29 protein-coding genes and 1 tRNA gene are annotated in these 25,706 nt (G+C 60.0%); 22 read left to right on the top strand and 8 right to left on the bottom strand.

Features of this window, described 5'->3' with window-relative positions; genetic code table 11:
- Nucleotides 1-78: 78 nt before the first annotated feature.
- The 11 genes from bcp to ACRQ1B_RS05885 all read left to right on the top strand — a co-directional run bounded on the left by bcp (nucleotide 79) and on the right by ACRQ1B_RS05885 (nucleotide 11,596).
- Nucleotides 79-555 carry a thioredoxin-dependent thiol peroxidase gene (bcp, locus tag ACRQ1B_RS05935; RefSeq protein WP_432292718.1) on the top strand — a complete coding sequence of 159 codons (477 nt, stop codon included), beginning with the start codon at nucleotides 79-81 and terminating at the stop codon, nucleotides 553-555.
- Nucleotides 556-572: 17 nt separating this feature from the next.
- Complete coding sequence (locus tag ACRQ1B_RS05930) at nucleotides 573-1,421, top strand: ferritin-like domain-containing protein (protein WP_432292717.1); 849 nt, start codon at nucleotides 573-575, stop codon at nucleotides 1,419-1,421.
- Between the two features lie 150 nt (nucleotides 1,422-1,571).
- Nucleotides 1,572-2,876, top strand: a complete 1,305-nt coding sequence (locus ACRQ1B_RS05925) for a peptidoglycan DD-metalloendopeptidase family protein (RefSeq protein ID WP_432292716.1) — start codon at nucleotides 1,572-1,574, stop codon at nucleotides 2,874-2,876.
- 207 nt (nucleotides 2,877-3,083) lie between these two features.
- Nucleotides 3,084-4,625 (top strand): DEAD/DEAH box helicase, encoded by a 1,542-nt coding sequence (locus ACRQ1B_RS05920; protein WP_432292715.1) that lies wholly within the window; start codon nucleotides 3,084-3,086, stop codon nucleotides 4,623-4,625.
- Nucleotides 4,626-4,638: 13 nt separating this feature from the next.
- The gene (locus tag ACRQ1B_RS05915) at nucleotides 4,639-5,064 is read left to right on the top strand and encodes an NUDIX domain-containing protein (protein WP_432292714.1); all 426 of its coding nucleotides are present in this window, start codon (nucleotides 4,639-4,641) and stop codon (nucleotides 5,062-5,064) included.
- A 118-nt stretch (nucleotides 5,065-5,182) separates the two neighbouring features.
- Nucleotides 5,183-5,587, top strand: coding sequence for a hypothetical protein (locus ACRQ1B_RS05910; RefSeq protein ID WP_432292713.1), 405 nt, complete (start codon nucleotides 5,183-5,185; stop codon nucleotides 5,585-5,587).
- 79 nt (nucleotides 5,588-5,666) lie between these two features.
- On the top strand, nucleotides 5,667-8,210 hold the full coding sequence (gene secD, locus ACRQ1B_RS05905; RefSeq protein ID WP_432292712.1) for a protein translocase subunit SecD: 2,544 nt from the start codon (nucleotides 5,667-5,669) through the stop codon (nucleotides 8,208-8,210).
- 177 nt (nucleotides 8,211-8,387) lie between these two features.
- Nucleotides 8,388-9,092, top strand: a complete 705-nt coding sequence (locus ACRQ1B_RS05900) for an SDR family oxidoreductase (protein WP_432292711.1) — start codon at nucleotides 8,388-8,390, stop codon at nucleotides 9,090-9,092.
- Nucleotides 9,093-9,296: 204 nt separating this feature from the next.
- Nucleotides 9,297-10,070 (top strand): amino acid ABC transporter substrate-binding protein, encoded by a 774-nt coding sequence (locus ACRQ1B_RS05895; protein WP_432292710.1) that lies wholly within the window; start codon nucleotides 9,297-9,299, stop codon nucleotides 10,068-10,070.
- 93 nt (nucleotides 10,071-10,163) lie between these two features.
- Nucleotides 10,164-10,844, top strand: coding sequence for an amino acid ABC transporter permease (locus tag ACRQ1B_RS05890; protein WP_432292709.1), 681 nt, complete (start codon nucleotides 10,164-10,166; stop codon nucleotides 10,842-10,844).
- Nucleotides 10,841-11,596 carry an amino acid ABC transporter ATP-binding protein gene (locus ACRQ1B_RS05885; RefSeq protein WP_432292708.1) on the top strand — a complete coding sequence of 252 codons (756 nt, stop codon included), beginning with the start codon at nucleotides 10,841-10,843 and terminating at the stop codon, nucleotides 11,594-11,596. The genes ACRQ1B_RS05890 and ACRQ1B_RS05885 overlap by 4 nt, the downstream gene beginning before the upstream one ends.
- Nucleotides 11,597-11,784: 188 nt before the next feature.
- Here ACRQ1B_RS05885 and lipB read toward each other — a convergent pair whose 3' ends face one another.
- Nucleotides 11,785-12,525, bottom strand: coding sequence for a lipoyl(octanoyl) transferase LipB (gene lipB / locus ACRQ1B_RS05880; RefSeq protein ID WP_432292707.1), 741 nt, complete (start codon nucleotides 12,523-12,525; stop codon nucleotides 11,785-11,787).
- Nucleotides 12,526-12,715: 190 nt separating this feature from the next.
- On the opposite strand from lipB, the gene ACRQ1B_RS05875 reads away from it, so the two are divergent.
- Nucleotides 12,716-12,800, top strand: a tRNA-Leu gene (locus tag ACRQ1B_RS05875).
- A gap of 51 nt (nucleotides 12,801-12,851) precedes the next feature.
- Here the strand turns inward: ACRQ1B_RS05875 and ACRQ1B_RS05870 are convergent.
- On the bottom strand, nucleotides 12,852-13,184 hold the full coding sequence (locus ACRQ1B_RS05870; protein WP_432292706.1) for a hypothetical protein: 333 nt from the start codon (nucleotides 13,182-13,184) through the stop codon (nucleotides 12,852-12,854).
- Between ACRQ1B_RS05870 and ACRQ1B_RS05865 the strand changes: the two genes are divergently transcribed.
- From ACRQ1B_RS05865 to ACRQ1B_RS05835, 7 genes are all read left to right on the top strand, one after another.
- Nucleotides 13,173-13,907 carry a hypothetical protein gene (locus ACRQ1B_RS05865; RefSeq protein WP_432292705.1) on the top strand — a complete coding sequence of 245 codons (735 nt, stop codon included), beginning with the start codon at nucleotides 13,173-13,175 and terminating at the stop codon, nucleotides 13,905-13,907. The two genes, ACRQ1B_RS05870 and ACRQ1B_RS05865, sit on opposite strands and share 12 nt — an antisense overlap.
- 73 nt (nucleotides 13,908-13,980) lie before the next feature.
- Entirely contained in the window at nucleotides 13,981-14,925 is a 945-nt protein-coding gene (locus ACRQ1B_RS05860) for a DMT family transporter (protein WP_432292704.1), read from the top strand.
- Nucleotides 14,926-14,998: 73 nt separating this feature from the next.
- Complete coding sequence (locus tag ACRQ1B_RS05855) at nucleotides 14,999-15,727, top strand: hypothetical protein (RefSeq protein WP_432292703.1); 729 nt, start codon at nucleotides 14,999-15,001, stop codon at nucleotides 15,725-15,727.
- A 122-nt stretch (nucleotides 15,728-15,849) separates the two neighbouring features.
- A complete protein-coding gene (locus tag ACRQ1B_RS05850; RefSeq protein ID WP_432292702.1) occupies nucleotides 15,850-17,133 on the top strand; it encodes a zinc metalloprotease in 1,284 nt (427 codons plus the stop codon).
- Between the two features lie 48 nt (nucleotides 17,134-17,181).
- On the top strand, nucleotides 17,182-17,796 hold the full coding sequence (locus tag ACRQ1B_RS05845; RefSeq protein WP_432292701.1) for a GNAT family N-acetyltransferase: 615 nt from the start codon (nucleotides 17,182-17,184) through the stop codon (nucleotides 17,794-17,796).
- A 106-nt stretch (nucleotides 17,797-17,902) separates the two neighbouring features.
- Nucleotides 17,903-19,030 carry an S-(hydroxymethyl)glutathione dehydrogenase/class III alcohol dehydrogenase gene (locus tag ACRQ1B_RS05840; protein WP_432292700.1) on the top strand — a complete coding sequence of 376 codons (1,128 nt, stop codon included), beginning with the start codon at nucleotides 17,903-17,905 and terminating at the stop codon, nucleotides 19,028-19,030.
- The gene (locus ACRQ1B_RS05835) at nucleotides 19,027-19,494 is read left to right on the top strand and encodes a GNAT family N-acetyltransferase (protein WP_432292699.1); all 468 of its coding nucleotides are present in this window, start codon (nucleotides 19,027-19,029) and stop codon (nucleotides 19,492-19,494) included. The genes ACRQ1B_RS05840 and ACRQ1B_RS05835 overlap by 4 nt, the downstream gene beginning before the upstream one ends.
- Before the next feature lie 45 nt (nucleotides 19,495-19,539).
- On the opposite strand, the gene ACRQ1B_RS05830 is transcribed toward ACRQ1B_RS05835, so the two are convergent.
- On the bottom strand, nucleotides 19,540-20,091 hold the full coding sequence (locus tag ACRQ1B_RS05830) for a hypothetical protein (RefSeq protein ID WP_432292698.1): 552 nt from the start codon (nucleotides 20,089-20,091) through the stop codon (nucleotides 19,540-19,542).
- On the opposite strand from ACRQ1B_RS05830, the gene ACRQ1B_RS05825 reads away from it, so the two are divergent.
- Genes ACRQ1B_RS05825 through fghA form a run of 3 tightly spaced genes read left to right on the top strand, consistent with a single transcriptional unit; the run spans nucleotide 20,090 to nucleotide 22,119 of the window.
- Nucleotides 20,090-20,566, top strand: a complete 477-nt coding sequence (locus tag ACRQ1B_RS05825; protein WP_432292697.1) for a YaiI/YqxD family protein — start codon at nucleotides 20,090-20,092, stop codon at nucleotides 20,564-20,566. The two genes, ACRQ1B_RS05830 and ACRQ1B_RS05825, sit on opposite strands and share 2 nt — an antisense overlap.
- 23 nt (nucleotides 20,567-20,589) lie before the next feature.
- On the top strand, nucleotides 20,590-21,261 hold the full coding sequence (locus ACRQ1B_RS05820) for a DUF1345 domain-containing protein (protein ID WP_432292696.1): 672 nt from the start codon (nucleotides 20,590-20,592) through the stop codon (nucleotides 21,259-21,261).
- A gap of 24 nt (nucleotides 21,262-21,285) precedes the next feature.
- On the top strand, nucleotides 21,286-22,119 hold the full coding sequence (fghA, locus tag ACRQ1B_RS05815) for an S-formylglutathione hydrolase (RefSeq protein ID WP_432292695.1): 834 nt from the start codon (nucleotides 21,286-21,288) through the stop codon (nucleotides 22,117-22,119).
- Between the two features lie 61 nt (nucleotides 22,120-22,180).
- Here the strand turns inward: fghA and ACRQ1B_RS05810 are convergent, their stop codons facing one another.
- The 5 genes from ACRQ1B_RS05810 to ACRQ1B_RS05790 all read right to left on the bottom strand — a co-directional run bounded on the left by ACRQ1B_RS05810 (nucleotide 22,181) and on the right by ACRQ1B_RS05790 (nucleotide 25,698).
- On the bottom strand, nucleotides 22,181-22,564 hold the full coding sequence (locus ACRQ1B_RS05810) for a DoxX family protein (RefSeq protein WP_432292694.1): 384 nt from the start codon (nucleotides 22,562-22,564) through the stop codon (nucleotides 22,181-22,183).
- A 123-nt stretch (nucleotides 22,565-22,687) separates the two neighbouring features.
- A complete protein-coding gene (locus ACRQ1B_RS05805; RefSeq protein ID WP_432292693.1) occupies nucleotides 22,688-23,185 on the bottom strand; it encodes a hypothetical protein in 498 nt (165 codons plus the stop codon).
- A gap of 80 nt (nucleotides 23,186-23,265) precedes the next feature.
- Complete coding sequence (locus tag ACRQ1B_RS05800; protein WP_432292692.1) at nucleotides 23,266-24,051, bottom strand: ATP12 family chaperone protein; 786 nt, start codon at nucleotides 24,049-24,051, stop codon at nucleotides 23,266-23,268.
- A 7-nt stretch (nucleotides 24,052-24,058) separates the two neighbouring features.
- A complete protein-coding gene (locus ACRQ1B_RS05795; protein ID WP_432292691.1) occupies nucleotides 24,059-24,712 on the bottom strand; it encodes an HAD-IA family hydrolase in 654 nt (217 codons plus the stop codon).
- Complete coding sequence (locus ACRQ1B_RS05790; RefSeq protein WP_432292690.1) at nucleotides 24,709-25,698, bottom strand: RluA family pseudouridine synthase; 990 nt, start codon at nucleotides 25,696-25,698, stop codon at nucleotides 24,709-24,711. Before ACRQ1B_RS05790 ends, ACRQ1B_RS05795 begins: the two co-directional genes overlap by 4 nt.
- Between the last annotated feature and the right edge of the window lie 8 nt (nucleotides 25,699-25,706).

Below are 25,706 nucleotides of genomic sequence, written 5' to 3'. Positions count from 1 at the left end.
CTGTTGGACGCGGCCGCGGCCAATATATATCGAATGCGGCAACAATCATCCCCAGGTGGGGCGAAAGAAAGGAAATTCATGTCTGAACTCGCAATCGGTCAGCCCGCACCGTCTTTTGCCCTGCCACGCGACGGCGGCAGCACCGTTTCGCTTGCCGATCTGAGGGGAAAAACCGTCGTCCTCTATTTCTATCCCAAGGACGATACGAGCGGATGTACGACCGAAGCCATTGATTTCACTGGGCTTGCTGATGCGTTTGAGCAAACGGGCGCCGTCGTGGTCGGCATTTCTCCTGATACGGTAGCCAAGCACGAAAAGTTTATCGCAAAACATTCGCTCTCCCTCATCCTTGCGGCCGATACGGACCAGCTCGCCGCGAATGCCTACGGCGTGTGGAAAGAGAAGAGCATGTATGGCCGAACCTATATGGGCATCGAACGCTCGACGTTCCTGATCGATGCGGATGGCACGATCCGCCGGATATGGCCGAAGGTGAAGGTCAAGGGTCACGCAGAGGAAGTCCTCTCCGCAGCCCGCGCGCTTTCCGCCGCGTAAAGGCAGGAATGAGCAGTATGGCCAGCATAAAAGAGTTCGACACGATGCCGCTGAATCCTGGTTCCTTGCGGGGTGGCGCAACGGAAGCGATTCTTTCCGCCGATCTCGACCGCAAGACGCTTCTGGCGCAGGAAACCGCCACACGCTGGTTCGAACGTCGCCTCTCCTTGCGCTCGCCACTCGATCCACCACTCCCTTTGCGACCCGGCCGCCCGGACAAACCAGCGCTTGTGCCGCCGCGCGCCGTCGAAAAACGCTCGCTGCACACGCTCAACGGCCGCATCGCTCTGTTGCATTCCATCGCCCATATCGAACTGAACGCCGTGGATCTGGCGCTCGATATCGTCGCCCGGTTCGCCAGCGAGCCGGTACCGCATTCCTTTTTCGACGGCTGGATGCAGGTGGCATACGAGGAGGCAAAACATTTTCGAATGGTCAGGGCCCGATTGAACGATCTCGGCGCCGATTATGGGGACATGCCGGCCCATGACGGATTGTGGCAGGCCGCCCATTCGACCCGCAACGACCTCACGGCGCGTCTCGCCGTCGTGCCGCTCATTCTGGAAGCCCGTGGTCTTGACGTGACACCATCCCTGCAGGCCAAGATGCGGGAAACCGGCGACCATGAAACCGCCGCGGTGCTCGACGTCATCTACAATGACGAAAAAGGCCATGTTGCCATCGGCGCCAAATGGTTCCGTTTCCTGTGTGCCCGGGAACGCAAGGATCCGGCAGCCACATTCAAGGAACTGGTGCGCGCCAATTTTCGCGGCTCGCTGAAGCCGCCCTTTAACGATGTGGCCCGCGCCGAGGCCGGTCTCACGCCCTCTTTCTATCGTTCACTGACATCCACAAGCCAATCCTAATAGGAAAAACCGGACAAGCACTTCGCTTTCCATCCCAATAGTTTCAGGTAAATCCGACGCACGCTTCGTAAAGCATTCATTAACCCTAACGTCGTGTAATCCCGCCATGCCGAGCGACCAGAAAACGAGTCGCAATCCGGGAGACAAGTCTTGGCTGATGCGGGTGAAAACAGAGTGTTTGGCAAACGTGCGACCCAGCACGTCCTGATCCTCGCTTCGGGCGACAGGGTTCGCCATATGGTCATTCGCCCCTGGATGACAGGCTTGGTCGCCGGTACGATTGGTCTGTTCGCACTCGGTTATCTCGGCGCCACCGCCTATCTGGTTCTGCGCGACGATCTGATCGGCGCGACCATGGCGCGCCAGGCGCGCATCCAGCACGATTACGAAGACCGTATCTCCTCGCTGCGCGCCCAGCTCGACCGCGTCACATCCCGCCAGTTGCTGGATCAGCAGCTGGTGGAACAGAAGGTGGAAAAACTGCTGCGCCAGCAGACGGCTCTGTTTTCCCGCAACGGCAAGCTTGGCTCTCTTCTGGAACGCGCTGAAGACGCCGGTATTTCCGCAGCACCGGCACCGGAAGGCAAGGAAACGGCTGCAGACGCCATCGACCGCCAGGCCGGTTTGACGACATCCTCGATCTCGCCGACGCATAAGGCGCTTGCTTACGCGCCAAGCGGCGAGAACATGGCCGATCGCGCCGACCGTATCTTTTCCAAGGTAACCCTGTCTCTCAAAGGTATCGAAAGCGAGCAGCTGAAGACCATCGAGGGATTGACCACCGATGCCTCAAAGAAGGCTGATTCCATGGCGCAGATCATGCGCCGCACCGGCGTCGAGGTATCGGAGAAACGTTCCGAAGCCCAGCCGCTGGAAACGCCGCCTATTCGCACCGGCGAAGTGAAGGCCGGCGAAGTGAAAGGCGGTGTCGGTGGACCGTTCGTTGAACCCATGAAGTTCGACCGCTTCAATGCCTCGCTGGACGGACTGGACACGGCGCTCAGCCGCCTGGAAAGTGTCCGCGAAACGGCTCTCGCCCTGCCCTATGGCAATCCGGCACCCGGCCAGGGAATCACCAGCCGATTCGGCAACCGACCCGACCCCTTTCTCGGCCGCCTCGCCTTCCATGGCGGCATCGATTTTCAGGCCGAAACCGGCCTTGCCGTGAAGGCCACGGGCGCCGGCAGGGTCATTACCGCAGGCTGGTCTTCCGGCTATGGCAATCTGGTCGAAATCGACCACGGCCAGGGCATCACCACCCGTTACGGCCACATGTCACGCATCCTCGTTCGCGAGGGCCAGATGATCTCCGTCGGAGACACGATCGGCCGTGCCGGTGCCACCGGGCGCGCCACCGGTCCGCATGTCCATTACGAAGTCCGCCGCAATGGCGAGGCCGTCAATCCGATCCATTTCCTCAACGCCGGCTTGAAACTCACCACCTATATGAACTGATCGCGCGCTTGACGATTGCCAGCCACGCAAAGCCTTTGCTGCGTCTTCCGAGAAACAAGTCACCGTTTTATTCACTAACATTGCCGTCATATGGTCGCATTTCTTGACTTGACGTCTTTTTGATTTTATGTGGCCCGCATCGTCGGGCAGGACTAAGACCCGACTCACACGTGTTCGCACCGAACCGGAACGGGAAACAACCTCCCTTTGACGACATTTGCTGATCTTGGCCTGAGCCAGAAAGTCCTTTCCGCAGTCACCGACGCGGGCTACACCACGCCCACGCCTATTCAGGCGGGTGCCATACCGCCGGCGCTTCAGCGTCGCGATATCCTCGGCATCGCCCAGACGGGTACCGGCAAGACTGCATCCTTCGTATTGCCGATGCTGACCATTTTGGAAAAGGGTCGGGCACGCGCACGCATGCCACGCACGCTGATCCTTGAGCCGACGCGCGAACTCGCGGCACAGGTCGCCGAGAACTTTGAGAAATACGGCAAGAATCACAAGCTCAACGTGGCTCTCCTGATCGGTGGCGTTTCTTTCGAGGAACAGGACCGCAAGCTGGAGCGCGGCGCCGACGTGCTGATCTGCACCCCCGGGCGCCTGCTCGACCATTGCGAGCGCGGCAAGCTGCTGATGACCGGCGTCGAGGTCTTTGTCATCGACGAAGCCGACCGCATGCTTGACATGGGGTTCATCCCGGATATCGAACGCATCGCCAAGATGATCCCGTTCACCCGTCAGACGCTGTTCTTCTCGGCCACCATGCCGCCGGAAATCCAGAAGCTGGCCGATCGCTTCCTGCAGAACCCGGAACGCGTCGAAGTGGCCAAGCCGTCCTCGACCGCAAAAACCGTGACGCAGCGCATCGTCGCCTCGCACAACAAGGATTACGAGAAGCGCGCCGTGCTGCGCGATCTCATCAAGGCTCAGGACGACCTGAAGAACGCCATTATCTTCTGCAATCGCAAGAAGGATGTCGCCGACCTGTTCCGTTCGCTCGATCGCCACGGTTTTTCCGTCGGCGCGCTGCATGGCGACATGGACCAGCGTTCGCGCACGACGATGCTGGCCAACTTCAAGGATAACAAGCTGACCCTGCTCGTTGCCTCCGACGTTGCGGCACGCGGCCTCGATATTCCTGACGTCAGCCACGTCTTCAATTTTGATGTGCCGATCCACGCGGAAGACTATGTCCACCGCATCGGTCGTACCGGCCGCGCCGGTCGCTCCGGCAAGGCATTCACGGTCGTGACCAAGTCGGATGCAAAATATCTCGATGCCATCGAAAAGCTGATCAACGAAAAGATCGAATGGCTCTCCGGTGATCTTTCGGAACTCGGTGCACCGATGGAGAGTTACGAGAGCGGCGACAAGGGTCGCAAGGGTCGTGACCGGGATCGTGGTCGCGACAAGGACAAGGGCCGTGATCGTGGCGGCCGCCGGTCTTCCAGCAGTGCGTCTTCCAGTCATTCGGATGACACCAAGACCGTCGATAATACGCGCCAGCAGCCAGAAACCGTTGCCGAAACCACAAGGACCGAAGTCGTGAACGCCGAGCCCAAGCAAGATACCCGCAGACAGAATAACGGGTCTCGTAATGCGCGCCCGTACCCGGCAAACGACGATAACGGTCGCGAGCAGCAGCGTCGCCAGCGTCATCACCGTGATCACGACGACGGCCCGACCCCGGTCGGCTTCGGCGACGATATCCCGGCCTTCATGCTGATCGCCGCCAAGGCCTGATCGGTCTTCACGCATGGCATTCCCCGGCATCGATTTTCCAGGCGTCGGCTGCGGTCTGATCATTCAGCGCGCCGACGGCAGGGTTCTGCTCTATCGGCGCGTCAAGGCGCCGGAAGCCGGCCACTGGAACATCGTCGGCGGCAAGGTGGACCAGATGGAGCACTCCTCTGAAGCCGCTCGCCGCGAGGCCGAGGAAGAGACGGGGCTTTCCATCGGTCCCGTTGATTTTCTCTGCACGATCGAAGCGCTCGTAGAGGCGGACCGCCAGCACTGGATCTCGATGATCTATGTCGCCCGCGCGTTTTCTGGAGAACCGCAGCTGACCGAGCCGGACAAGCTCTCCGAAATGGGCTGGTTTAATCTGTCAGATCTGCCTCAGCCGCTCTCGATGTTTTCAGAGCAGGCCTTTGCCGCGCTAAAGAACGTCAGCCCGGCATAAGATCACGGGATTATGCCGCAACCGTTGCACTGCGGGATTGATTGGCGATTGACCCCTTCTTACCCAAAAGTTAAACAGACGCCGCAATTGGATGCCTCAACGCGCTAGCGGAGCTTGAATGCACGAGACGAGAAAGGCTGCACGGTCCTTTCGCGCGGATGGCCTTGCCATCGTCACGCGCTGGCCGACGCTTGTCGCCTTTCTGCTGATCGCCGCTTTTTCCGGCGCCGGTTTCCAGTCCGCCAATTCCATGCTGCAGCAATGCCGCCAGCTGTTCGACAGCGAAGGCGGCGATAACACGCTGCAGATCGCCAATCGTGAACAGCCGCGTCTCGCGGTCGCAACGGCGGTTTCGGAAAAACAGCAATCGACTTGGCATGGTTCAACAGATGGCATCCTTGCGTCTGCGCACGCCCTCGCCCATCCCTTCGATGCCTGGCACGGCCTTTCAACTGCCCGCCGGCAGCAGCTTTCGCAGTTTACGGACCACGCCCTTGCGCGCGGCCCGCCTCGTCTTTCGTGACGCCCTTATCGCTCGCGAACTGAAAACAAGCGCTTCCTGACGGCACAAGCGGTGCCCTGCGCGTAACAGGACCAGATATATGAGAAACTCCCGCTGGCTGGTGGCGACCTATATCGCCATCATTTTCATCGGCACGCTCGTGGCGTTGCCGAACATCCTTTCACCGTCCATGCTGGCGCGCCTGCCCTCGTGGTTGCCGCATACGCAGGTTTCCCTCGGTCTCGACCTTCGCGGCGGCTCGCATCTCGTGCTGGAAGTCGATCGCGCCGATCTGATCAACGAGCGCCTGCAGAGCCTTTTGCAGGACAGCCGCCGTGTTCTGCGCGACCAGCGCATCGAAACCTCGGCGATCCGTCGCAACGGTGACAACATCACCATTACACTGCGCGACCCTGCGAGCCGTGATGCTGCCGTAACCCAGTTGCAGACGCTCTCCAATCCGGTCAGCCTCGCAACCGCCATCGGCCAGAGCGATCTCAATGTCGCCACCCCGCGCGACAACACGATCACGCTCAACTACACCGATGCCGGCATCAACCAGTACATCACCAATGCCGTCGAGCAGAGCCTGGAAATCATCCGCCAGCGTGTTGACCAGGTCGGCGTTGCCGAACCGACGATCCAGCGCGTCGGTTCTGACCGAGTTCTCGTCCAGCTTCCCGGCGAACAGGATCCGTCGCGCCTGCGCCAGTTGCTCGGCTCCACCGCCAAGATGAGTTTTCATCTTCTCGGCAATCAGGGTGAACCCGGCGTCACCATGATCGCCGACGAACAGGGCCAGCAATATCCGGTTCTCGACCGCGTCGAGTTGTCGGGTGACCATCTGACTGACGCCCGCGCCGCTTTCGAGCAGCAGTCTCAGCGTCCGATCGTCACCTTCCGCTTCGACAGCTCGGGTGCTGCCCGTTTTGCCCAGATCACCCAGCAGAACGTCGGCAAGCCTTTTGCCATCGTCCTCGACAACAAGGTTTTGAGCGCACCGGTCATCCAGACGCCGATCACCGGCGGCTCGGGCCAGATTTCCGGCAGTTTTTCCGTACAGGAAGCCAATACGCTCGGCGCCCTGCTGCGTGCCGGTTCGCTGCCGGCCAAGCTCACGGTCATCGAAGAACGCACCGTCGGTGCAGACCTCGGTTCCGACGCCATCGAAATGGGTATTTTCACCGGCCTTATCGGCTTTGGTGCCGTCGTTGCCTTCATCTTCTTCCTTTACGGAAGCTGGGGCATCCTCGCCAATTTCGCACTGGCCATCAACGTCATCCTTACCTTTGCCGGCCTGACGCTGATCGGCTCGACGCTGACGCTGCCGGGTATTGCCGGTATCGTGCTCGGCATCGGTCTCGCGGTTGACGCCAACGTCCTCATCAACGAGCGCATCAAGGAAGAAACCCGCAAGGGCAAGAGCGCCTTTGCCGCCATCGACGCCGGTTTCGCCCGTGCCTATTCCACCATTGTCGACAGTAACGTCACGGCGCTGATCGCCACCGTCCTGCTCTTCTGGTTCGGCTCCGGCCCGGTTCGCGGTTTTGCCGTCACCATGGGCCTCGGCATCATGATCTCCATGTTCACGGCCGTTTCCGTCGTGCGCGTGCTGATGATCGCGATTACCGCCCGCAAGAAACTCAAGAAGATCGAGATCAAGCCGCTTTTGCCGATCAACCTCGTTCCGGATGGCACCAATATCGCCTTCATGAAGGGACGTTTTGTCGGTATCGGTCTGTCTATCCTTCTGTCGATCGCTTCCATCGTGCTGTTCTTCAAGCCGGGCCTCAACTACGGCGTCGACTTCCAGGGCGGCATCCAGATGGAAGTCGTCACCCAGCAGGAAGCGGATCTGGCCAAGTTCCGTTCGGGCCTGAATGAACTCGGCCTCGGCGAAGTCGCTCTGCAGGAATTCGGCAGCAACAACCACCTTCTCGTGCGCGTCGAGCGCCAAGAAGGTGGCGAGCAGGCCCAGACGGCCGCTGTCGAAAAACTCAAGGCCGAAGTCATCAAGATCGATCCGTCCGCCAATGTCGCGCGTACCGAAGTCGTCGGACCAAAAGTCTCGGGAGAGCTGGCGATTGCCGGCTTCCTGTCGCTGGCGCTCGCCGCCATCGCCATGACAATCTATATCTGGGCACGTTTCGAATGGCCGTTCGCGGTCGGCGCCATGATCACGCTGATCCTCGACGTCACGAAGACAGTCGGCTTCTTCGCGATCACCGGCCTCGACTTCAACCTGACGGCCATTGCCGCCGTGCTGACGCTGGTCGGTTATTCGGTCAACGACAAGGTCGTGGTCTATGACCGCATGCGTGAAAACATGCGCCTCTACAAGAAGATGCCGCTGCGTGACCTGATCGACAAATCGATCAACGAAACGCTGGCCCGAAGCCTGTACACGTCGGCCACGGCCTTCCTTTCGCTGCTGCCGATGGCCATCTGGGGCGGCAGCGCCGTGTCCAGCTTCGCCATCCCGATGGTGTTCGGCATCGCGGTCGCGGCACTATCGTCGGTCTTCATCGCTGCTCCGATCCTGCTGTTCCTCGGCGACTGGCGCAAGCGCCACGGCAAGGGCATGATCGCCGACGAAACCGCGGAAACGGATGCGGGCGAAACCGCCATCGCTTCCAAGCCATAAAACCTGGTAGCGAAGCAAACAAACCAAGGGCTGTCCGAAAGGGCGGCCCTTTTTCGTTAGGCAAGTCGACTTCAGCGATCAGTTTTTCTGCAAGCGCTGACAGCCCAACTCGCTCGCCTGCGTGCAAAGCCGGTGCTAGGTTCGGCCTCGAATTGGATCCATGACGAGGAGAAACACATGGCAACGGAAAAAGTCGCGATCATCACTGCTGGCGGCAGCGGCATGGGTGCAGCAAGCGCAAGGCGGCTGGCGGCGGATGGTTTCAAGGTCGCCATCCTCTCCTCCTCCGGCAAGGGCGAGGCATTGGCAGCCGAACTCGGCGGCATCGGCATAACCGGCTCCAACCAGTCGAATGACGACTTGCAGCGCCTCGTGGACACGGTGACGGACACATGGGGCCGTATCGACGTTCTGGTCAACAGCGCCGGTCACGGCCCACGTGCGCAGATCATCGAAATCACCGACGAGCAATGGCATACCGGCCTCGACGTCTACCTGATGAACGTCATCCGTCCGGTGCGTCTCGTAACGCCGATCATGCAGGCCCAGAAATCCGGCGCCATCGTCAATATCTCCACCGCCTGGGCGTTCGAGCCGGCGGCGATGTTCCCGACCTCGGCCGTCTTCCGCGCCGGCCTCGCCTCCTACACCAAGATCTTTGCCGACACTTATGCGGGCGACAATATCCGCATGAATAATGTTCTTCCGGGCTGGATCGATAGCCTGCCGGCGACGGAAGAGCGCCGCGACAGCGTACCGATGAAGCGCTACGGCACCAGCGACGAGATCGCCGCCACCGTCGCGTTCCTGGCATCTGAAGGCGCGGGTTACATCACCGGCCAAAATCTCAAGGTTGATGGTGGCCTTACGCGCTCCGTCTGAAATCTGCCATTCGTCAGGTCGAGGGCCGTGCATTGCGGCCCTCTTTTCAAGTGAATCTGAACACAGGCCAGAAATGAGCAAAATATTCTCACCTGCCTGATTTTTTAGCGCTTTCCTCTCCTGCAAACTCCAAAACTTTCCTAGATAACACGGCATCGAACGAATACCGGCCAGACTGACCGGCTGATGATAAGGAAATGCAAAATGAACTGGCTGAAAACCATCGCCGCTGCCGCCGTGCTGCAGGCTGTCGCCATCACCCCGTCGCTCGCCGGTGAAAACCTCGATCAGATCAAGGCCGCCGGTGTGATCAAGATCGGCACCGAAGGCACATACGCACCCTTCACCTTCCACGATGCCGCCAACAAGCTGGTCGGCTTCGATGTCGAGATCGGTGAAGCCGTCGCCAAAAAGCTCGGCGTCAAGGCCGAGTTCGTCGAAGGCAAGTGGGATGGCCTGATCGCCGGCCTCGACGTCAAGCGTTACGACGCCGTCATCAACCAGGTTGGCATCACCGAAGCGCGCAAGCAGAAATACGCCTTCTCCGAGCCCTATATCGCCTCCAAGGCCGTGCTGATCGTTAGCGAGAAGAACAGCGACATCAAGTCGTTCGAAGATCTCAAGGGCAAGAAGTCGGCCCAGTCGTTGACCAGCAACTTTGGCAAACTCGCCGAAGCTGCCGGTGCAGAACTGGTCGGCACAGATGGTTTCGACCAGTCGATCCAGCTCGTCCTGACCGGTCGCGCCGAAGCCACCGTCAATGACAGCCTGTCCTTCCTCGACTTCAAGAAGAAGCAGCCTCAGGCACCGGTGAAGATCGTCGCTGAAAAGGCCGATGCCGACTATTCCGGCATCATCGTTCGCAAGGGCGATGACGATCTGGTGGCCGCCATCAACAAGGCGCTCGCCGACATCAAGGCCGACGGCACCTACAAGACGATCTCCGACAAATATTTCGGCGCAGACGTCTCGAAGTAAGAACTCTGTTCTGCTGACGAAAATTACGTCATGATCGGTTTTCAAACACGCCCGGCGATTTTCGTCGGGCGTCGTATTTTTTGAGGTTCCGCCGTGCCGCATTGGCTTCAATTGATGATGGATTCGCTGCCCACCCTGCTTTGGGCCGGCGTGAAATTCACCATCCCGCTGACACTTCTCTCCTTCACCCTCGGCCTCGCGCTCGGCCTCCTGACCGCCGTTGCCCGCCTGTTCGGGCCGATGCCGGTCGCTGCGATCGCCCGCTTCTATGTCTGGATCATCCGTGGCACGCCGCTGCTGGTGCAGCTCTTCGTGATCTTTTACGGCCTGCCCAGCATCGGCATCCTGCTCGATGCCTTTCCGGCGGCACTGATCGGCTTCACGCTGAATGTCGGCGCCTATACGTCGGAAATCATCCGCGCAGCCATTTCGTCGGTGCCGAAAGGCCAGTGGGAAGCCGCCTATTCCACCGGCATGAACTGGTCACAGGCCATGCGCCGCACCATCCTGCCGCAGGCGGGACGCGTTTCGGTGCCGCCGCTGTCGAATACGTTTATTTCGCTGGTGAAGGACACGTCGCTTGCCGCGGCCATCACCGTGCCGGAACTGTTTCAGTCTGCACAGCGCATCGTTGCCACCACCTATGAGCCGCTCATCCTCTATATCGAGGCCGCCCTCATCTATCTGGCGTTGAGTTCGGTTCTGTCGCACCTGCAATCGCGGCTGGAAGTCCGTTTCGCCCGTTACGGCGGCATGCTGGAGGCCAACCGATGATCGAGCTTTCCCACATCGAAAAGAAATTCGGCGACGCCGTCATCCTCAAGGATATCTCGCTGCAATTCCCGGAAGGCAGCGTCACCGCCCTCGTCGGTCCCTCCGGCGGCGGCAAGAGCACCCTGCTCCGCTGCATCAACCTGCTTGAACAGCCGACCGCCGGCACGGTGCGCATCGGCGACGAAGCTGTCACCTTCGCGCCGGGCAAAAAGGCCGCTTGGTCCTCGGTGCAAAAACTGCGCAGCCAGACCGGCATGGTTTTTCAGAACTTTCAGCTATTCCCGCATCGCACGGCGATCGAGAACGTCATGGAAGGCCTGCTGGTCGTGCAGAAATGGTCGCGCGAAAAGGCAAAGACCCGCGCCATGGAACTGCTGACCAAGGTCGGCATGGCGCACAAGGCCGATGCATGGCCGGCAAACCTTTCCGGCGGCCAGCAGCAGCGCGTCGCGATCGCGCGCGCCCTTGCGCCATCGCCAAAAGTTCTGCTTTGCGATGAACCCACGTCGGCGCTCGACCCGGAACTGTCGGCGGAAGTGGTCGACGTGCTGGGCACGCTGGCCAAGGAAGGCACGACCATGGTCATGGCAACCCATGATCTGCGCCTCGCTTCACAGGTCGCCAATCTCGTCGTGTTTCTGGAAGCGGGACAGGTGGTGGAAACCGGCAATGCCGAACAGGTGTTTCGCAACCCTGCCCACGAACGCACAAAGCGCTTCGTCTCGTCGATCAACGCGGCACAGACACTTTAAAACTGCCGATGCCGCTTGCCCCTTCTCCCCGCATGCGGGGAGAAGGTCCGGAGCGACAGCGAGGGGATGAGGGGCAGCCGCGAACGCTGAGCCTGAGATTGCCCCTCATCCGCCTGCCGGCACCTTCTCCCCGTCAAAACGGGGAGAAGGATGTATGCCGCAACATCCTGCCTCAAGCTATTGCCGCCTCACGAGGCCTCCGCCTGCAGCAGCGTTTCCGAAATCGTCGCGCCAAAAACGCTTTCAAAAGCCTCGCGCAGGCGAAAATCCACATCCGCCATCATCACCGGCAGGCCGAGATCGACAAGGCTGGTGACGCCATAACCGCTGATGCCGCAGGGCACGATACCGTCGAAATGGGAAAGATCCGGTTCCACATTCAGCGCCAGCCCGTGAAAACTCACCCAGCGGCGCAGGCGTATCCCGAAGGCGGCGATCTTGTCTTCCGCCATGCTGCCATCGAACAGAAGCGGCTTTTCCGGCCGCTTCACCCAAACCCCGACACGATCCTCGCGCCGCTCGCCCCGCACATTCATCGAATCGAGCGTGCGGATGATGACTTCTTCCAGCGCCGCCACATAGGCGCGCACATCCGGCCGGCGGCGTTTCAGGTCGAGCATGACATAGGCAACCCGCTGCCCCGGCCCATGATAAGTGTATTCACCGCCCCGCCCGGTGGAAAATACCGGAAAGCGGTTCGGCTCGATCAGGTCGGCCGCATTGGCGCTGGTGCCGGCCGTATAGAGCGGCGGGTGCTCCAGAAGCCAGACGAGTTCGTCGGCTTTTCCCTCTGCGATCGCGGTCACTTCGCGTTCCATTTCGGCTACGGCGTCCTCGTAGCCGATGGGACAGTCTGAGATTCGCCAGCGGATCGGTGGAAAACCTGCCTGTGGAAACATCGAAACATCGAGATCGGTGCGCGTCGACATATTTTTTATCCATATTTTTCGAGGCCTTGGCGGCGGAAAGCCCTGCAAACCCGGGACTTTTTGCCTATCATCTCTATATAGGAATTCACAGGCGGATTTTATCTTCAAAAATCTGTCACGGTCCTCTTGTGCCCGCAAAATCCTTTTGCTAAATGCTCCCTCGCCGGCGCAAGTCGGCATCTACCACGATGCGGTCGTGGCGGAATTGGTAGACGCGCAGCGTTGAGGTCGCTGTGGGGCAACCCGTGGAAGTTCGAGTCTTCTCGACCGCACCAAAATTAAGAAACCCCCGCAGACCATTTGGTTTGACGGGGTTTTTTAATGCGCTATCTTAAGCTTGGGCTGTTCGCGATATTGCCGTGATCCCATCGATAAGTATTGATGGTAAAGTCCGCAAACTGCAACTTTGTCGGCAGGATTTCGAAACGGCAAAGGCTTAACGATTGCCCGGGAGTGTCATGCAAGCGACTTGCGCCGCGCCTGCCCAGAGTGGATTTTTGAATCAGGTGCCTCGCGCCTATGACGCCGATTCTCTTTTTGCCCTTCCACATTTTCGCGATGGCCAGCATCTCACCGCGACGGAACTTCTGGAAGCGCATCGGCTCTTGCCCAAGCGCGTTCGTTATGTCGCGGATATACAGCGCTTCATGCTCAGCCATGCCGCCATGGCGCTGCATCTCGAGCATACGCTCGACCCTGCGAGACCGGGTGTCACCGCCACAAATCTTCTGCGTTTCTTCGAAGGCACGCCCGCAGCCAGCAAGAACACTGTTCTCGCCTTCCTTATCGAGATGCGACACTACAATTTCGTCGAACCGCTCGATGAAGGTGATCGCCGCAGCCGCGCCTTTCGCGCCACGACCGATACCGAGCAGCTGATCCGCTTTTATTTCGACACGCATTCGCGCGGTCTCGACTGCATGGATGGTGGCAATAGGGCGGCACTGCTTGCCGCACATCCGCGCCTCCTGCATCTTGCCCAGCCGCGTTTCGCGCGCCTGCTTCTGCACAATACAAAATGGCGCAACCCGCCGGAAACCATTGCCGGTTTCACCAAGTCCGATTCGGGCAGCAGCGTCATTCACGATCTGTTGGCCCGCGTGCCGCGCGGCGAGCTCGGCTCGGCCCCGATCTGGATCGGCAATGTCTCGGCCACCGAAGTGGCCAAGCGCTATGTCGTATCCACCACCCACGCCGTGCGGCTGTTTTCGCGCGCAAAGGAACAGGGGCTGATCGGCTGGCAGGCCAACATCAATCGCGGTGAATGCTGGATTTCGCCGCTGCTCGTGAACGATTATCTCGCCTGGCAGGCGGAGAAATTCGCGGCCGTTTCGTCCGCCGTGCAGTTCGCCTGCGAGAAAGCCGGCATCACCTCGGCCTGATCGCGCCTTCGGTGGCTTGCAAGCCGCCGAAACCCGTGCTCCACAGGAGTGCAGGCCACGCGAAGGTAACCAGATGAACGCCCTCACTGCTGAAAATCCGCTGAAGGGCATGGCCCTGATGGCAAGTTGCATGCTCGTGCTGCCGATCATGGATGCGATCGCCAAATACATGGCGACTTTCGAGACCATGTCGCCGGGCCAAGTCACCTTCTACCGGTTCTTTTTTCAGCTCGTCGCGCTTCTGCCGCTGATGCTTTACGCCAATGGCGGCCGCATCACAGCCAGGCGACCATGGATGAACCTGCTGCGCGGCGTCATTCATGGCGCGGCCAGCCTGATGTTCTTCACCGCCGTCAAATACATGCCGCTCGCCGACGTGTTCGCCATCTATTTTGTCGAGCCGTTCATGCTCACACTGATGTCGGCCATCTTTCTCGGCGACCGGGTCGGCTGGCGGCGCTGGACGGCCATCGCCGTCGGCTTCGGCGGCGCCATGATCGTCATCCAGCCCAGCTACGCCATTTTTGGCCTCACGGCGCTTTTGCCGGTCGCCTGCGCTTTTCTGTTCACCCTCTACCTGTTCATGAACCGCGCGCTGGGCGATGGCGACAGCCCGCTCGTCATGCAGACCATGGCGGGCCTTGGCGGCACCGTGTTCTGCGCCGTTGCGCTTGGTATCGGCGAGGGTCTTGCCATGCCCGATTTCGAGATCAGCCTGCCGGCCTCCGCGCTCGGCCTCACCCTCCTCATCACCCTTGGCGCGATTTCCGGCTATATCCACCTTGTCGTGGTCAACGCCTTCCGCCTGGCGCCGCTGTCGCTGCTCGCCCCGTTCCAGTATTTCGAGATCATTTCGGCCACCGTGCTCGGTTACGCCTTGTTCGGCGATTTTCCGACTGCATCCAAATGGCTCGGCATAACCATCATCGTTGCTTCCGGCCTCTTCATTATCTGGCGTGAGCGCATCAGAGTGGCACAGTCGGCCGCAGCTGAAAACATTGAAGCTGGCATTCGTTAACCGCGCTCGTTGTCGGGACCTCAACGTCTGGCGTCTATGCTCCATTTAGTTTCATGATGAAACGGAGATAAAGATGAGCGATGGTCGCTTTTCTTTCCCGGCATGTGTCATCGCCGGGAAACGTCGACTTGACGTCGACGACCTTATGATGCTGCGTAAGCATGCGTTTTCAGACGGCATCCGCACGGAGGATGACGCATGTCTGCTTTTGGCCATTCACCGCGCCTGCGCCTCTTCCTGCCCGCAATGGGATAGCTATGTGGTCGAGAGCATCGCTGCCTATGCCGTCCATCGGCAGCACCCGCGCGGCTGGCTCGACGCCACCAATGCCGAATGGCTGATCGCAACACTGTCCGTCGATGCGATCGTCACTACGCCACTGGAACTGGAAATCATCCTGCACGCGTTGGATATGGCGGCATCCGCACCCGACCGGCTTTATGCTTTTGCGCTCGAACAGATGTTCATCGGCCTGCAGCCCAACAGCCGCAACGCCTATGCGCTTAGCCGTCCCAGCCGCAATCCGGGCATGGACCTGGCCGACCTCCATTATCTCTGGCGTGTCCTGCGCAGCGCCTGTGAAGGCGGCCGCATTCTCATGTCGGCGATAGAGCGCGACGTCTTGCGGGCGATCGACGCCCTCGCCCAGCCTGGCGAACATCACCATGGCTGGAATGATCTCGTGTCGACATTGCAGTTGCGCGCGCCCGCCGGAAACGGGGGCGACAGGGGGCGGTGGCTGAAAGCTTCGGACGAGGCCTTGCTGGAGAAAACCACGGGAGCGGCTTGCCAGGCAGCATGACCCGTCCCATTTTCGTAATCGCTCAAATGCCATCTTTCGCCTCAACCGAAGCGGAATGATCCTGTGTCATAATGTAGGCCAACCCGAATTTCGTCCGCGGCGAGCGGCTGGAGTGGCCTGCCTTGACGACAATCATGTCCATCATCCTGCTTCTGTCGATCAATCTCGGCCTTTTGTGGCTGATGATGGCAGCGCCGCTTGGCCAGCGCACCATCACCATGCGCCGCGTGCTGCCACATGATCCGGCAAAGCTGTGGCACGCCATCCGGCCGCAAGGCCATCTGGTGGAATGGAGCCCGGATGTGACCGCCGTGCGCTACGGCCCCTCCGAAGGGCTGGATAACGGGCTTGTGGAAATGAGCATGCGATATCCAGATCGTCGTGGTCAGCCGGTTCGACGACTTTACGAGATGAAGGAACAGGTCGCGGATGGCGCCATGTACACCAGCTCGTCGCGAATCATTGCCGACAGTACGCTTACCAATGCCTTCTGGAACCGTTTTCAGGACGATCGACGCATCGAGCGATCCGATGGCGGCTCCACCGTCACCTTCAGCCAGAGCGACCACTATCGCGGCCTCGCCTTTTACCTCTTTCGTTTTTTCGCCATGCGGCGGGAAATGGCAGCGCTCGAATCATGGCTGGAAACCGGTCGGCGCAGGGATCGTAGCCTGTTCACCCATCCGCTCGTGCAACTGGCGCTCGCCATGCTTTCCACCCTCATGCTCTGGCCGTTCTTCGGCCTCACACAACAGGGGCTGGCCATCTCGATCATCCTGACCACCGTCATCATCCTGCATGAGCTTGGCCATATCGTCGCCTACAGGACATTCGGCCATGAGAGGGTGATGATGATTTTCGTGCCGATGCTGGGTGGCATCGCGGTCGGGGGGCGGCCGTATCGCAGCCGCTTCGAAATTGCCACCTGTGCGCTGATGGGGGCAGGTCTTTCGGCTTTTTTCGTGCCTATTCTCCTTCTGGTGCTTCATCTTTCCGATTTTGACACCGGCGTTCTTCCAGGCGTTATTCATCTGCCGGCCGCCCTCCTGCTTCTCATCCTTGGTGCCTTCAACCTGCTCAACCTGCTGCCGATGTCACGGTTTGACGGCGGACAGGTGGTTCGCCAGGTCTTTCCGGGACGCGGCATGCAAATGCTCGGCAGTTTTGGCCTCACGCTGATCGTGCTCCTCGTCGGTTACCAGATCGGCGTGCCGGTCACTGCCCTCATGGCCGGTCTTGCCATCATCACGCTGATCAGCCTGATCGGCTTCCGCGCCAACGTCATGCGCGACGAACTCGACGCCATGCAGCCCGGCGAACGCCTGATGGCTGGATTCGGACTTTATTCGGCAATTGTCGTCCATTCCTATGCCGTTATTAACGCTTGCAAAATTCTCTTCCACTAATGTTCTTATACTGACACCCATGTCCCTCACCGCCTCCAACTGGATCCCATGAAAACAGAAAACCCCATTCTCCCACTCGGCTATTCGGACATGCCTGCCGGCACGATTGCCACCGTCGTCACCTGCCTGGAGATGCGTGAGCGTCCGCAATTGCCTTTGGCACCCGGCGATGAAGCGTTGACGCTGCGTCATTGGCACCAACCGGACCTCAACGAATATCGTGAGCTTTTTCGCAATGTCGGCGCACAATGGCTATGGTCGGCGCGCCTGACGATGTCGGATGAACGACTGGCAAGCATTCTCAACGATCCGCGTGTCGCCGTTTATATCCTCAAGGAATCCGGTCGTCGTATCGGATTGCTGGAACTCAACTTCACCGAAGAGAATGAGTGCGAACTCGCCTATTTCGGCTTGATCGATGATGCCACCGGCAAGGGTTACGGTCGTTTCCTGATGAACCATGCCATCGAAAAGGCTTGGGCACGTCCGATCGAGCGTTTCTGGGTCCATACCTGCCATCTCGATTCGCCCTCGGCACTGCCCTTCTACAAGCGCATGGGCTTCACGCCCTACAAGATCATGGTGGAAGTGCTCGATGACCCGCGCCGCACCGGCATCGTGCCGGAAACGGCAGCGCCGCAGGTGCCGTTGATCGATCTGTGACGCAATCACCGAATTGCGACCTGTCATGCCTCTATCCGGCTTGAGCCGGATGGTGTTCCTATGCGAATGTCCGAACAGATTCTGACAGATAGCTAGGAGAGACAGGATGGACGTACGTGCCGCCGTGGCCGTTCAGGCCGGCAAGCCGCTGGAAGTGATGACCGTGCAGCTGGACGGCCCCAAGGCCGGCGAAGTGCTGATCGAGGTCAAGGCCACCGGCATCTGCCACACCGACGATTTCACGCTGTCCGGCGCCGATCCGGAAGGCCTGTTCCCGGCCATTCTCGGCCATGAGGGTGCCGGTATCGTCGTTGATGTCGGCCCCGGCGTCACCTCGCTGAAAAAGGGTGATCACGTCATTCCGCTCTACACGCCGGAATGCCGCGAGTGTTATTCCTGCACCTCGCGAAAAACCAACCTGTGCACCTCCATCCGCGCTACCCAGGGACAGGGCGTGATGCCGGACGGCACGAGCCGCTTTTCCATCGGCAAGGACAAGATCCACCATTACATGGGCTGCTCGACCTTCGCGAATTTTACGGTCCTGCCGGAGATCGCGCTGGCCAAGATCAACCCCGACGCCCCGTTCGACAAGGTTTGTTACATCGGCTGCGGTGTCACCACCGGCATCGGCGCGGTGATCAACACGGCCAAGGTGGAGATCGGCTCGACGGCAATCGTTTTCGGTCTCGGCGGCATCGGCCTCAACGTGCTGCAGGGCCTGCGTCTTGCCGGTGCCGACATGATCATCGGCGTCGACATCAACAACGACCGCAAGGCCTGGGGCGAAAAGTTCGGCATGACGCATTTCGTCAATCCGAAAGAAGTCGGCGACGACATCGTGCCTTACCTCGTCAATATGACCAAGCGTAACGGCGACCTTATCGGTGGCGCCGATTACACGTTCGATTGCACCGGCAATACCAAGGTCATGCGGCAGGCACTGGAAAGCTCGCATCGCGGCTGGGGCAAGTCGGTCATCATCGGGGTTGCGGGTGCCGGTCAGGAGATTTCCACGCGTCCGTTCCAGCTGGTCACCGGCCGCAACTGGATGGGCACGGCGTTCGGTGGCGCGCGCGGCCGTACCGACGTGCCAAAAATTGTCGACTGGTACATGGAGGGAAAAATCCAGATCGATCCGATGATCACCCACACGATGCCGCTTGAAGACATCAACAAGGGGTTCGAGCTGATGCATTCGGGCGAAAGCATTCGCGGCGTGGTGATTTATTGACCACCTCACCCGCCTACACAACCGACGTGCGGAGACTGGAAGATTTCTCCGCCGTCGAACTCTACGTCATGCTGAAAATGCGCGTGGACGTGTTTGTCGTCGAGCAGGAATGCGCCTATCCCGAACTCGACGGCAACGATACGGACTGCCTCCATCTTCGCCTGTTCGACGGAGCCGACCTGCTGGCCTGCGCCCGCCTCTGGCGCCCGTCGCCGGATGTACTGCCCCGCATCGGCCGCGTCGCGGTCTCGCCGAACCATCGCGGCAAACGCCTCGGCGACGCCCTGATGCGCGAAGCGGTCATCGAATGCGAAAAAGCCTATCCCGGCGAGGCGATCGAGATTTCCGCACAGGCGCATCTGCAGAAATTCTACGGCTCGTTCGGTTTCGAGCGCACGTCGGAGGAATATCTGGAAGATGGCATTCCGCATGTGGACATGGTGCGGCGACCCGCATCTGCCTGATGGCGCCATAAAGACTTTCGCGGCCTAGCTCCAAGATCGCGAAAGTCACCTCGCAGCCATACGTCGCTCCAGCTCGGCAACACGCTCTTCCAGCTCATCCAACGCTGTTTTATTCTGCAAGCCGGATTGTATGGCGTTCAAAACTTCGTTGTGCTGGCGATTGCCTTCAACCCGCAATTCCTTGATGATGTCAGCGTTCTCATGACTGACGCTCTCAACCTCATCCAAGCGACGCAAAACAGCATCCAGCCGAGTGTCGAGGGCCAACAGCCCTTGCCTCGTTTCGGCTTGAAATTTCATCACCATCTCCGTCAGCGTATTGTACTGGCGGTTGATCTTGAAAAATTCGGCTTCGAAGCGCGCTGTCGTGTCGATGCTACGACCGACCTGCACATTCAGTGTCTTCATGCCATCGATGATGGACGACATGTATCCAATCAACTGTTTCGGAAACTCGGCTTCTTCGGACATGCTTTTGCCCTTGAGGTTGGTGTCAACAGTATAGGCGCAGCCATGACAGGAAACAAAGCATGTTTGCACGTCGGCGCAACCCTGAAGATTGATAGATTTCCGGCATAGCGCTAGAGAAACCACCATGACCACATCCACGAATGAGCCCATGCCGCAAATCTACGTCGATGCCGATGCCTGCCCGGTCAAACCGGAAATCCTGAAAGTAGCCGAGCGCCACAATCTCGAAGTGACCTTTGTCGCCAATTCGGGCCTGCGTCCGTCGCGTGACCCGATGGTGAAAAACGTCATCGTCTCGGCCAGTTTCGATGCCGCCGACGACTGGATCGCCGAACATGCGGGTGCAAACGATATCGTCGTCACCGCCGATGTGCCGCTTGCCGTGCGCTGCGTCGCCAACGGCTCTCTCGTCACCGGCCCGACGGGCCGCGTCTTCGATGAAAGCAATATCGGTATGGCCAGTGCCATGCGCGATCTCGGCCAGCACCTGCGCGAGACCGGTGAAAGCAAGGGTTACAACGCTGCCTTCTCTCCCCGCGACCGCTCGAAATTTCTGGAAACACTGGACAGGTTCTGCCGCCGCGCCAAATCTGCAGTCTAAGCCAGCAAACCGGGAGGGTCTGGGTGGCAGATAGCGCAGGCAAAACCCCATGGTGGCAATGGCGGCATCAACGCCACGGCCCGTTCTTCGTTGCCGCCATCGCAGCGGTCATCGCTCTGCCCGTGCTCGTCTGGCTGGTTCCCAACCTCGCAGCCGCCCTGTCGGCCATCACCTTTTTCGTTGTCTATCTGGTCTTGATAGCGGAGCGCATTCCACGTCTCGATGCCGACCGTTTCGAGGCGAGCGGCCAGAATACCGATGAACCGGCACCGATCATCCTCGCGGTCACCCTGATTGCGGCTGTGGTCGCGCTCATCACCCTGTTCGAGGCGTTGAACGACAAGCAGTCCTCCGGCATTCTGGATGTCGCCATCGGTTTTGCGGCTGTCATTCTCGGCTGGTTTTCCATCCACACCATGTTCGCCCTGCATTACGCCCATCTCTACTGGCGGCCGGGCGACCTGAGTGACGACAAGCCGGTCGGCGGGCTGGATTTCCCCGGCACGGAGCGCCCATCGGCTTATGACTTCCTCTACTTCTCCTACATTATCGGCATGACCGCCCAGACTTCCGACGTGGAAATCACCGCCACTGACATGCGCAAAATCAACCTCCTGCACTCGGTCGTGTCTTTCTTTTTCAACACCATACTGGTAGCCGCTGCAGTCAACGCCGTCGTTTCGCTGGCAAGCTGAACCTCAAGAATAAGGAACCCGACGATGAAGGTCCTCTCCCAGAACACCGCCTTTGGCGGCATGCAGGGCGTGTTCGCCCACGATTCGGAAGCGCTGAAATGCGAGATGACCTTTGCCGTCTTCGTGCCGCCGCAGGCGATCACCGAACCGCGCCCGGTCCTCTGGTATCTCTCCGGCCTCACCTGCACCCATGCCAACGTCATGGAAAAGGGCGAATACCGTCGTCTCGCCGCCGAACTGGGCCTCATCATCGTCTGCCCCGACACCAGCCCGCGCGGCAATGACGTCGCCGATGAACTGACCAACTGGCAGATGGGCAAGGGCGCCGGCTTTTATCTTGATGCGACGGAAAAGCCTTGGGCCGAACACTATCAGATGTACACCTACATCACCGAGGAACTGCCCAATTTCGCCAGCCAGCATTTTCGCATGGACATGTCCCGCCAGGGCATTTTCGGGCATTCGATGGGCGGCCACGGCGCCATGACGATCGCACTGAAGAACCCTGATCGCTTCAAGAGCTGCTCCGCTTTCGCCCCGATCGTCGAACCCTCGACGGCAGACTGGTCGGCTCCCGCGCTCGAAAAATACCTCGGCCCGGATCAAACCGCATGGCGCCAGTACGATGCCTGCGCATTGGTGAAGAACGGCGCCCGCTTTCCGGAATTCCTTATCGATCAAGGTCTCGCCGACAGCTTTCTCGAAACAGGCCTGCGCCCAAAACTGTTCGAGGAAGCCATCAAGGGTACCGATATCGGCCTGACACTGCGCATGCACGAGCGGTATGACCACTCCTACTATTTCATATCGACCTTCATGGACGATCACCTGCGCTGGCATGCCGAGCGCCTCGGCTAAACGCAGCCGAAACCATCCAATCGAAAACGCCCGCGCCGAAAACAGCGCGGGCGTTTTGCATTCAGCGCTTGTCCACAGCCCATGCACCCGGCCCTGCGCAGACCAGATACAGGAAGATGAAGCAGAACAGGATGGCAGGCTCACCACCGTTCAGCGCCGGCCAGAAACCCTTCGACGCATGCGCCATGAAATAGGCCACCGCCATCTGGCCGGCGAGAATGAAGGCCACCGGCCGCGTGAACAGGCCGATCACCAGCAGCGCGCCGCCGATCACTTCCAGCAGTGCTGCAACCAGCATCAGCGGCGGAAGTGCGCCCTCACCCATCGCCGCCGGAAACCCGAACAGCTTCATCGTGCCGTGTTCGATGAACAGCAACGCCGCGATGATACGCAGCACGGCCAGCGCCTGCGGGCGATATGCACCCAATCTGTCGAAAAACTGCATGTGTCTCTCCCTGACGAGAATCGCGCACCTCACGCGCCATGCCGAAATTGGCACACATCAAACTCCACCGAAACTGTCAGGAAATCAATCGGCGCGGCGAAACAGTGACGCCAACATCAAAAATCAGCGTCCGGCCAGCGCCGAAGCGATAGTTGTCTGGCGTCCACCATTGAGCTTGAACTCGGCTGCCACCCGGTCGGCAATCCTTGCCGCCAGGGCATCCTCACCCCCATTGTCCTTGCCGAAGACCGTGGTCGAAACCGTAAACGTTGCACTGGCAATCCGCTCACCCGTGGTCACCGAGGTCGCGTCCACCGTCACCTTCGCCTCATGACGCCGCCCGAACAGGATCGGCAGGCCAGCGGCGCGGGTGATCCGCACGGTCAGAATGGCACGCGGCAGCGACATGCTGCGCACGGTCGAGCGAATGGCAGCGTCGATGCGCCGATCTGTCCCGGCGATCAGGCCGGCGGGAATGTCCGGCTTGGCCGCCACGAACGCGCCACGGACATCGTAAAGCGGCCCGCTGCCACGGGTATTCTCCGCCGTCTTCATGCTGAAGGACATCAGCGGAAGCGCGGCGGACACAACGATCAGAAGACGGCAGGCGGAGCGGAACATGGATACAAAGCCCGGATGACGACACATCCGGGATGATCCGCTTTCACGGTTAGAATTCGGTTAAACAGCAACCGATCCGGTTAGGATTTCAGCGCCTGAAAACTCTGCGCCGCCGCCGTCATGTCCACATACCGATTGGCGCGGCGCGCTTCCGCTTCCTCGTCCGTGCCCCAGTGCTCGATCGTCCAGTCCTCGTCGAGATGGGCAAGCGCCCAGGCCTCGTCCATGGAAAGACGACCTTCGGCAAAGGCCAGCGCCAGAATGGCCGAACCGGTCAGCGACGTGATCGTGTGCAGTGCCGCCAGCGCCACCGGGCTTTCGTGGTTGCGCAGACGCGCACCAAAGGCGGAAATCGCCTCGCGCGGCTGTTCCTGCGGCATGATGCCTTCGATCAGGATGAAACGCGCGCCGAGATCGTTTGCGGCCCAGTCCAAAACCGGATCCCACTGAGCGCGCTGGCGCTCGACCAGACCCTCCGGCTGATCGGCGCGGTAACAGAGCGCGTCGCTTGCAGAAAAGCGCAGCATGTCTTCCACCACGGCCTGCGGATCGCTGGCAATGCCGTCAATCGCGGTGTTGACGAGGCGGGTGATCGGCATGGTCGCCGGATTGACGACCTCCGTCTGCTCGTCCCATTCGCCGCGCAAGAGGTCAGCCAGCGCTGCCGTCGGGGCAACAAGCTGGTTTTTCGCCGGCGTCTTCACTGCCCGACCGTCGAGATGAATGGCGTGACCATCGTCAGACACTGCGACCGTTACATCCTTGTAAAACCGCTTCGGCAGCGGCTTTTGCATCTGGATCTGCGCGCGCCGCGTCGGATCCTCGTGGGTGAGTTCGATATTCGTGTCGGAAAGAATGTCGCGCATAAAAACCTCAGCCGATCAGCGGCAGCAATTCGCGTGGATGGTGAACGATATGGTCGGCACCCGCCTCGTTCAGTTCGGCAATCGAGGCATAACCCCAGGCAACACCGATGGCGGTCGCGCCAGCCGCTTTTGCCATCTGCATATCGTAGATGGCATCACCGATGACAAGGGTATTGGTCGGTGCCACACCCATCACGTCGCAGCATTCGGTCACCATGGCCGGGTGCGGTTTCGACGGGCAATCATCGGCGGTGCGGCCAACGACGAAATATTTGCCGAATGCATGAGTATTCATCACCATATCCAGCCCGCGGCGGGATTTTCCGGTAACAGCGCCGATCAGCAGATCATCACGCGGGCCGATCGCCTCCAGGAGGTCCTCGATACCGTCGAACAACGGTTCCTTAAAGTCGAGGTCGGTGCGCACGACGGTAAACAGCGACTTGTAATGCGCCATCATCGCCACGGCTTCGTCATCGGCATGTGCCTTACCGTCAATCCGGGCAATGGCGATATCGAGCGTCAGCCCAATGATCGATTTGGTCGCCTCGAAACTCGGCTCCGGCTTGTTGAAGGCGACAAAGGTGCGGCGCATGGTTTCGTGGATCAGCCCGGCGCTGTCGACCAGCGTGCCGTCGCAGTCGAAAAGAACGAGCTTCATTCCTCGTCGTCCCGCGCGCCGTTTTCCATGTCGAAACCAAGCAGGTTCCAGCTCTGAACCATATGCGGCGGCAAAGGCGCGGTCACACGCAGACGTCCGCCGTTCGGATGTGGAATGTCGATATGGCGGGCATGCAGGTGCAGCTTCTTCTGGATGCCGCCCGGGAATGGCCAGTTGATATCGTCATCCTGATATTTTGGATCGCCGATGATCGGGTGACCGATATAAAGCGCATGCACACGCAGCTGGTGGGTACGGCCCGTATAGGGCTCCATCTCGAGCCATGAGAGCGATTGCGCCGCCGTTTCCAGCACACGGTAATAGGAGACGGCGTGATCGGCGTCCGCCTCGCCATGTTTGGCGATGCGCATGCGGTCGCCATCCGGCGTCTGTTCTTTCACCAGCCATGTCGAAAGCTTGTCGGAGCGCTTGCGCGGCACACCCTTCACCAGCGACCAGTAGGTCTTCTTGGTGTCGCGCTCGCGAAAAGCGGCCGTCAGTTTCTGGGCGGCACCTCGGGTGCGGGCAATCACCAGCACACCGGATGTATCGCGGTCGAGGCGATGCACAAGACGCGGCTTTTCGCCCTTCTGGTTGGTCCATGCCTCCAGCATCTGGTCGATATGGCGCGTCACGCCCGAACCGCCCTGCACGGCAAGGCCGGCGGGCTTGTTCAGCACGATCACCTTGTCGTCCTCATGCAGCACCATGCGCTGCAGAAGCTCGTAATCGCTGCCGTGTTTCAGATCCTTGCCGGCGATCGGGCCTTTCTTGGCATCCGTATCCATCGGCGGCACGCGCACCACCTGCCCCTGCTGCACACGCGTATCGCTCTTCACGCGACCGCCATCGACGCGCACCTGACCGGAACGCAGCAGCTTTTGCAGCGGTCCGAAACCGAGGCCCGGATAATGGATCTTGAACCAGCGGTCGAGGCGCATGCCCGCTTCGTCCGCCTCGACGGAGATATGCTCGATGCCTGCCATCGGAACTC

It is taken from the genome of Endobacterium panacihumi (assembly GCF_050847465.1).
GTDB classification, from domain to species: Bacteria; Pseudomonadota; Alphaproteobacteria; order Rhizobiales; family Rhizobiaceae; genus Neorhizobium; species Neorhizobium panacihumi.
This window is presented reverse-complemented; position numbering and strand designations above follow the sequence as displayed.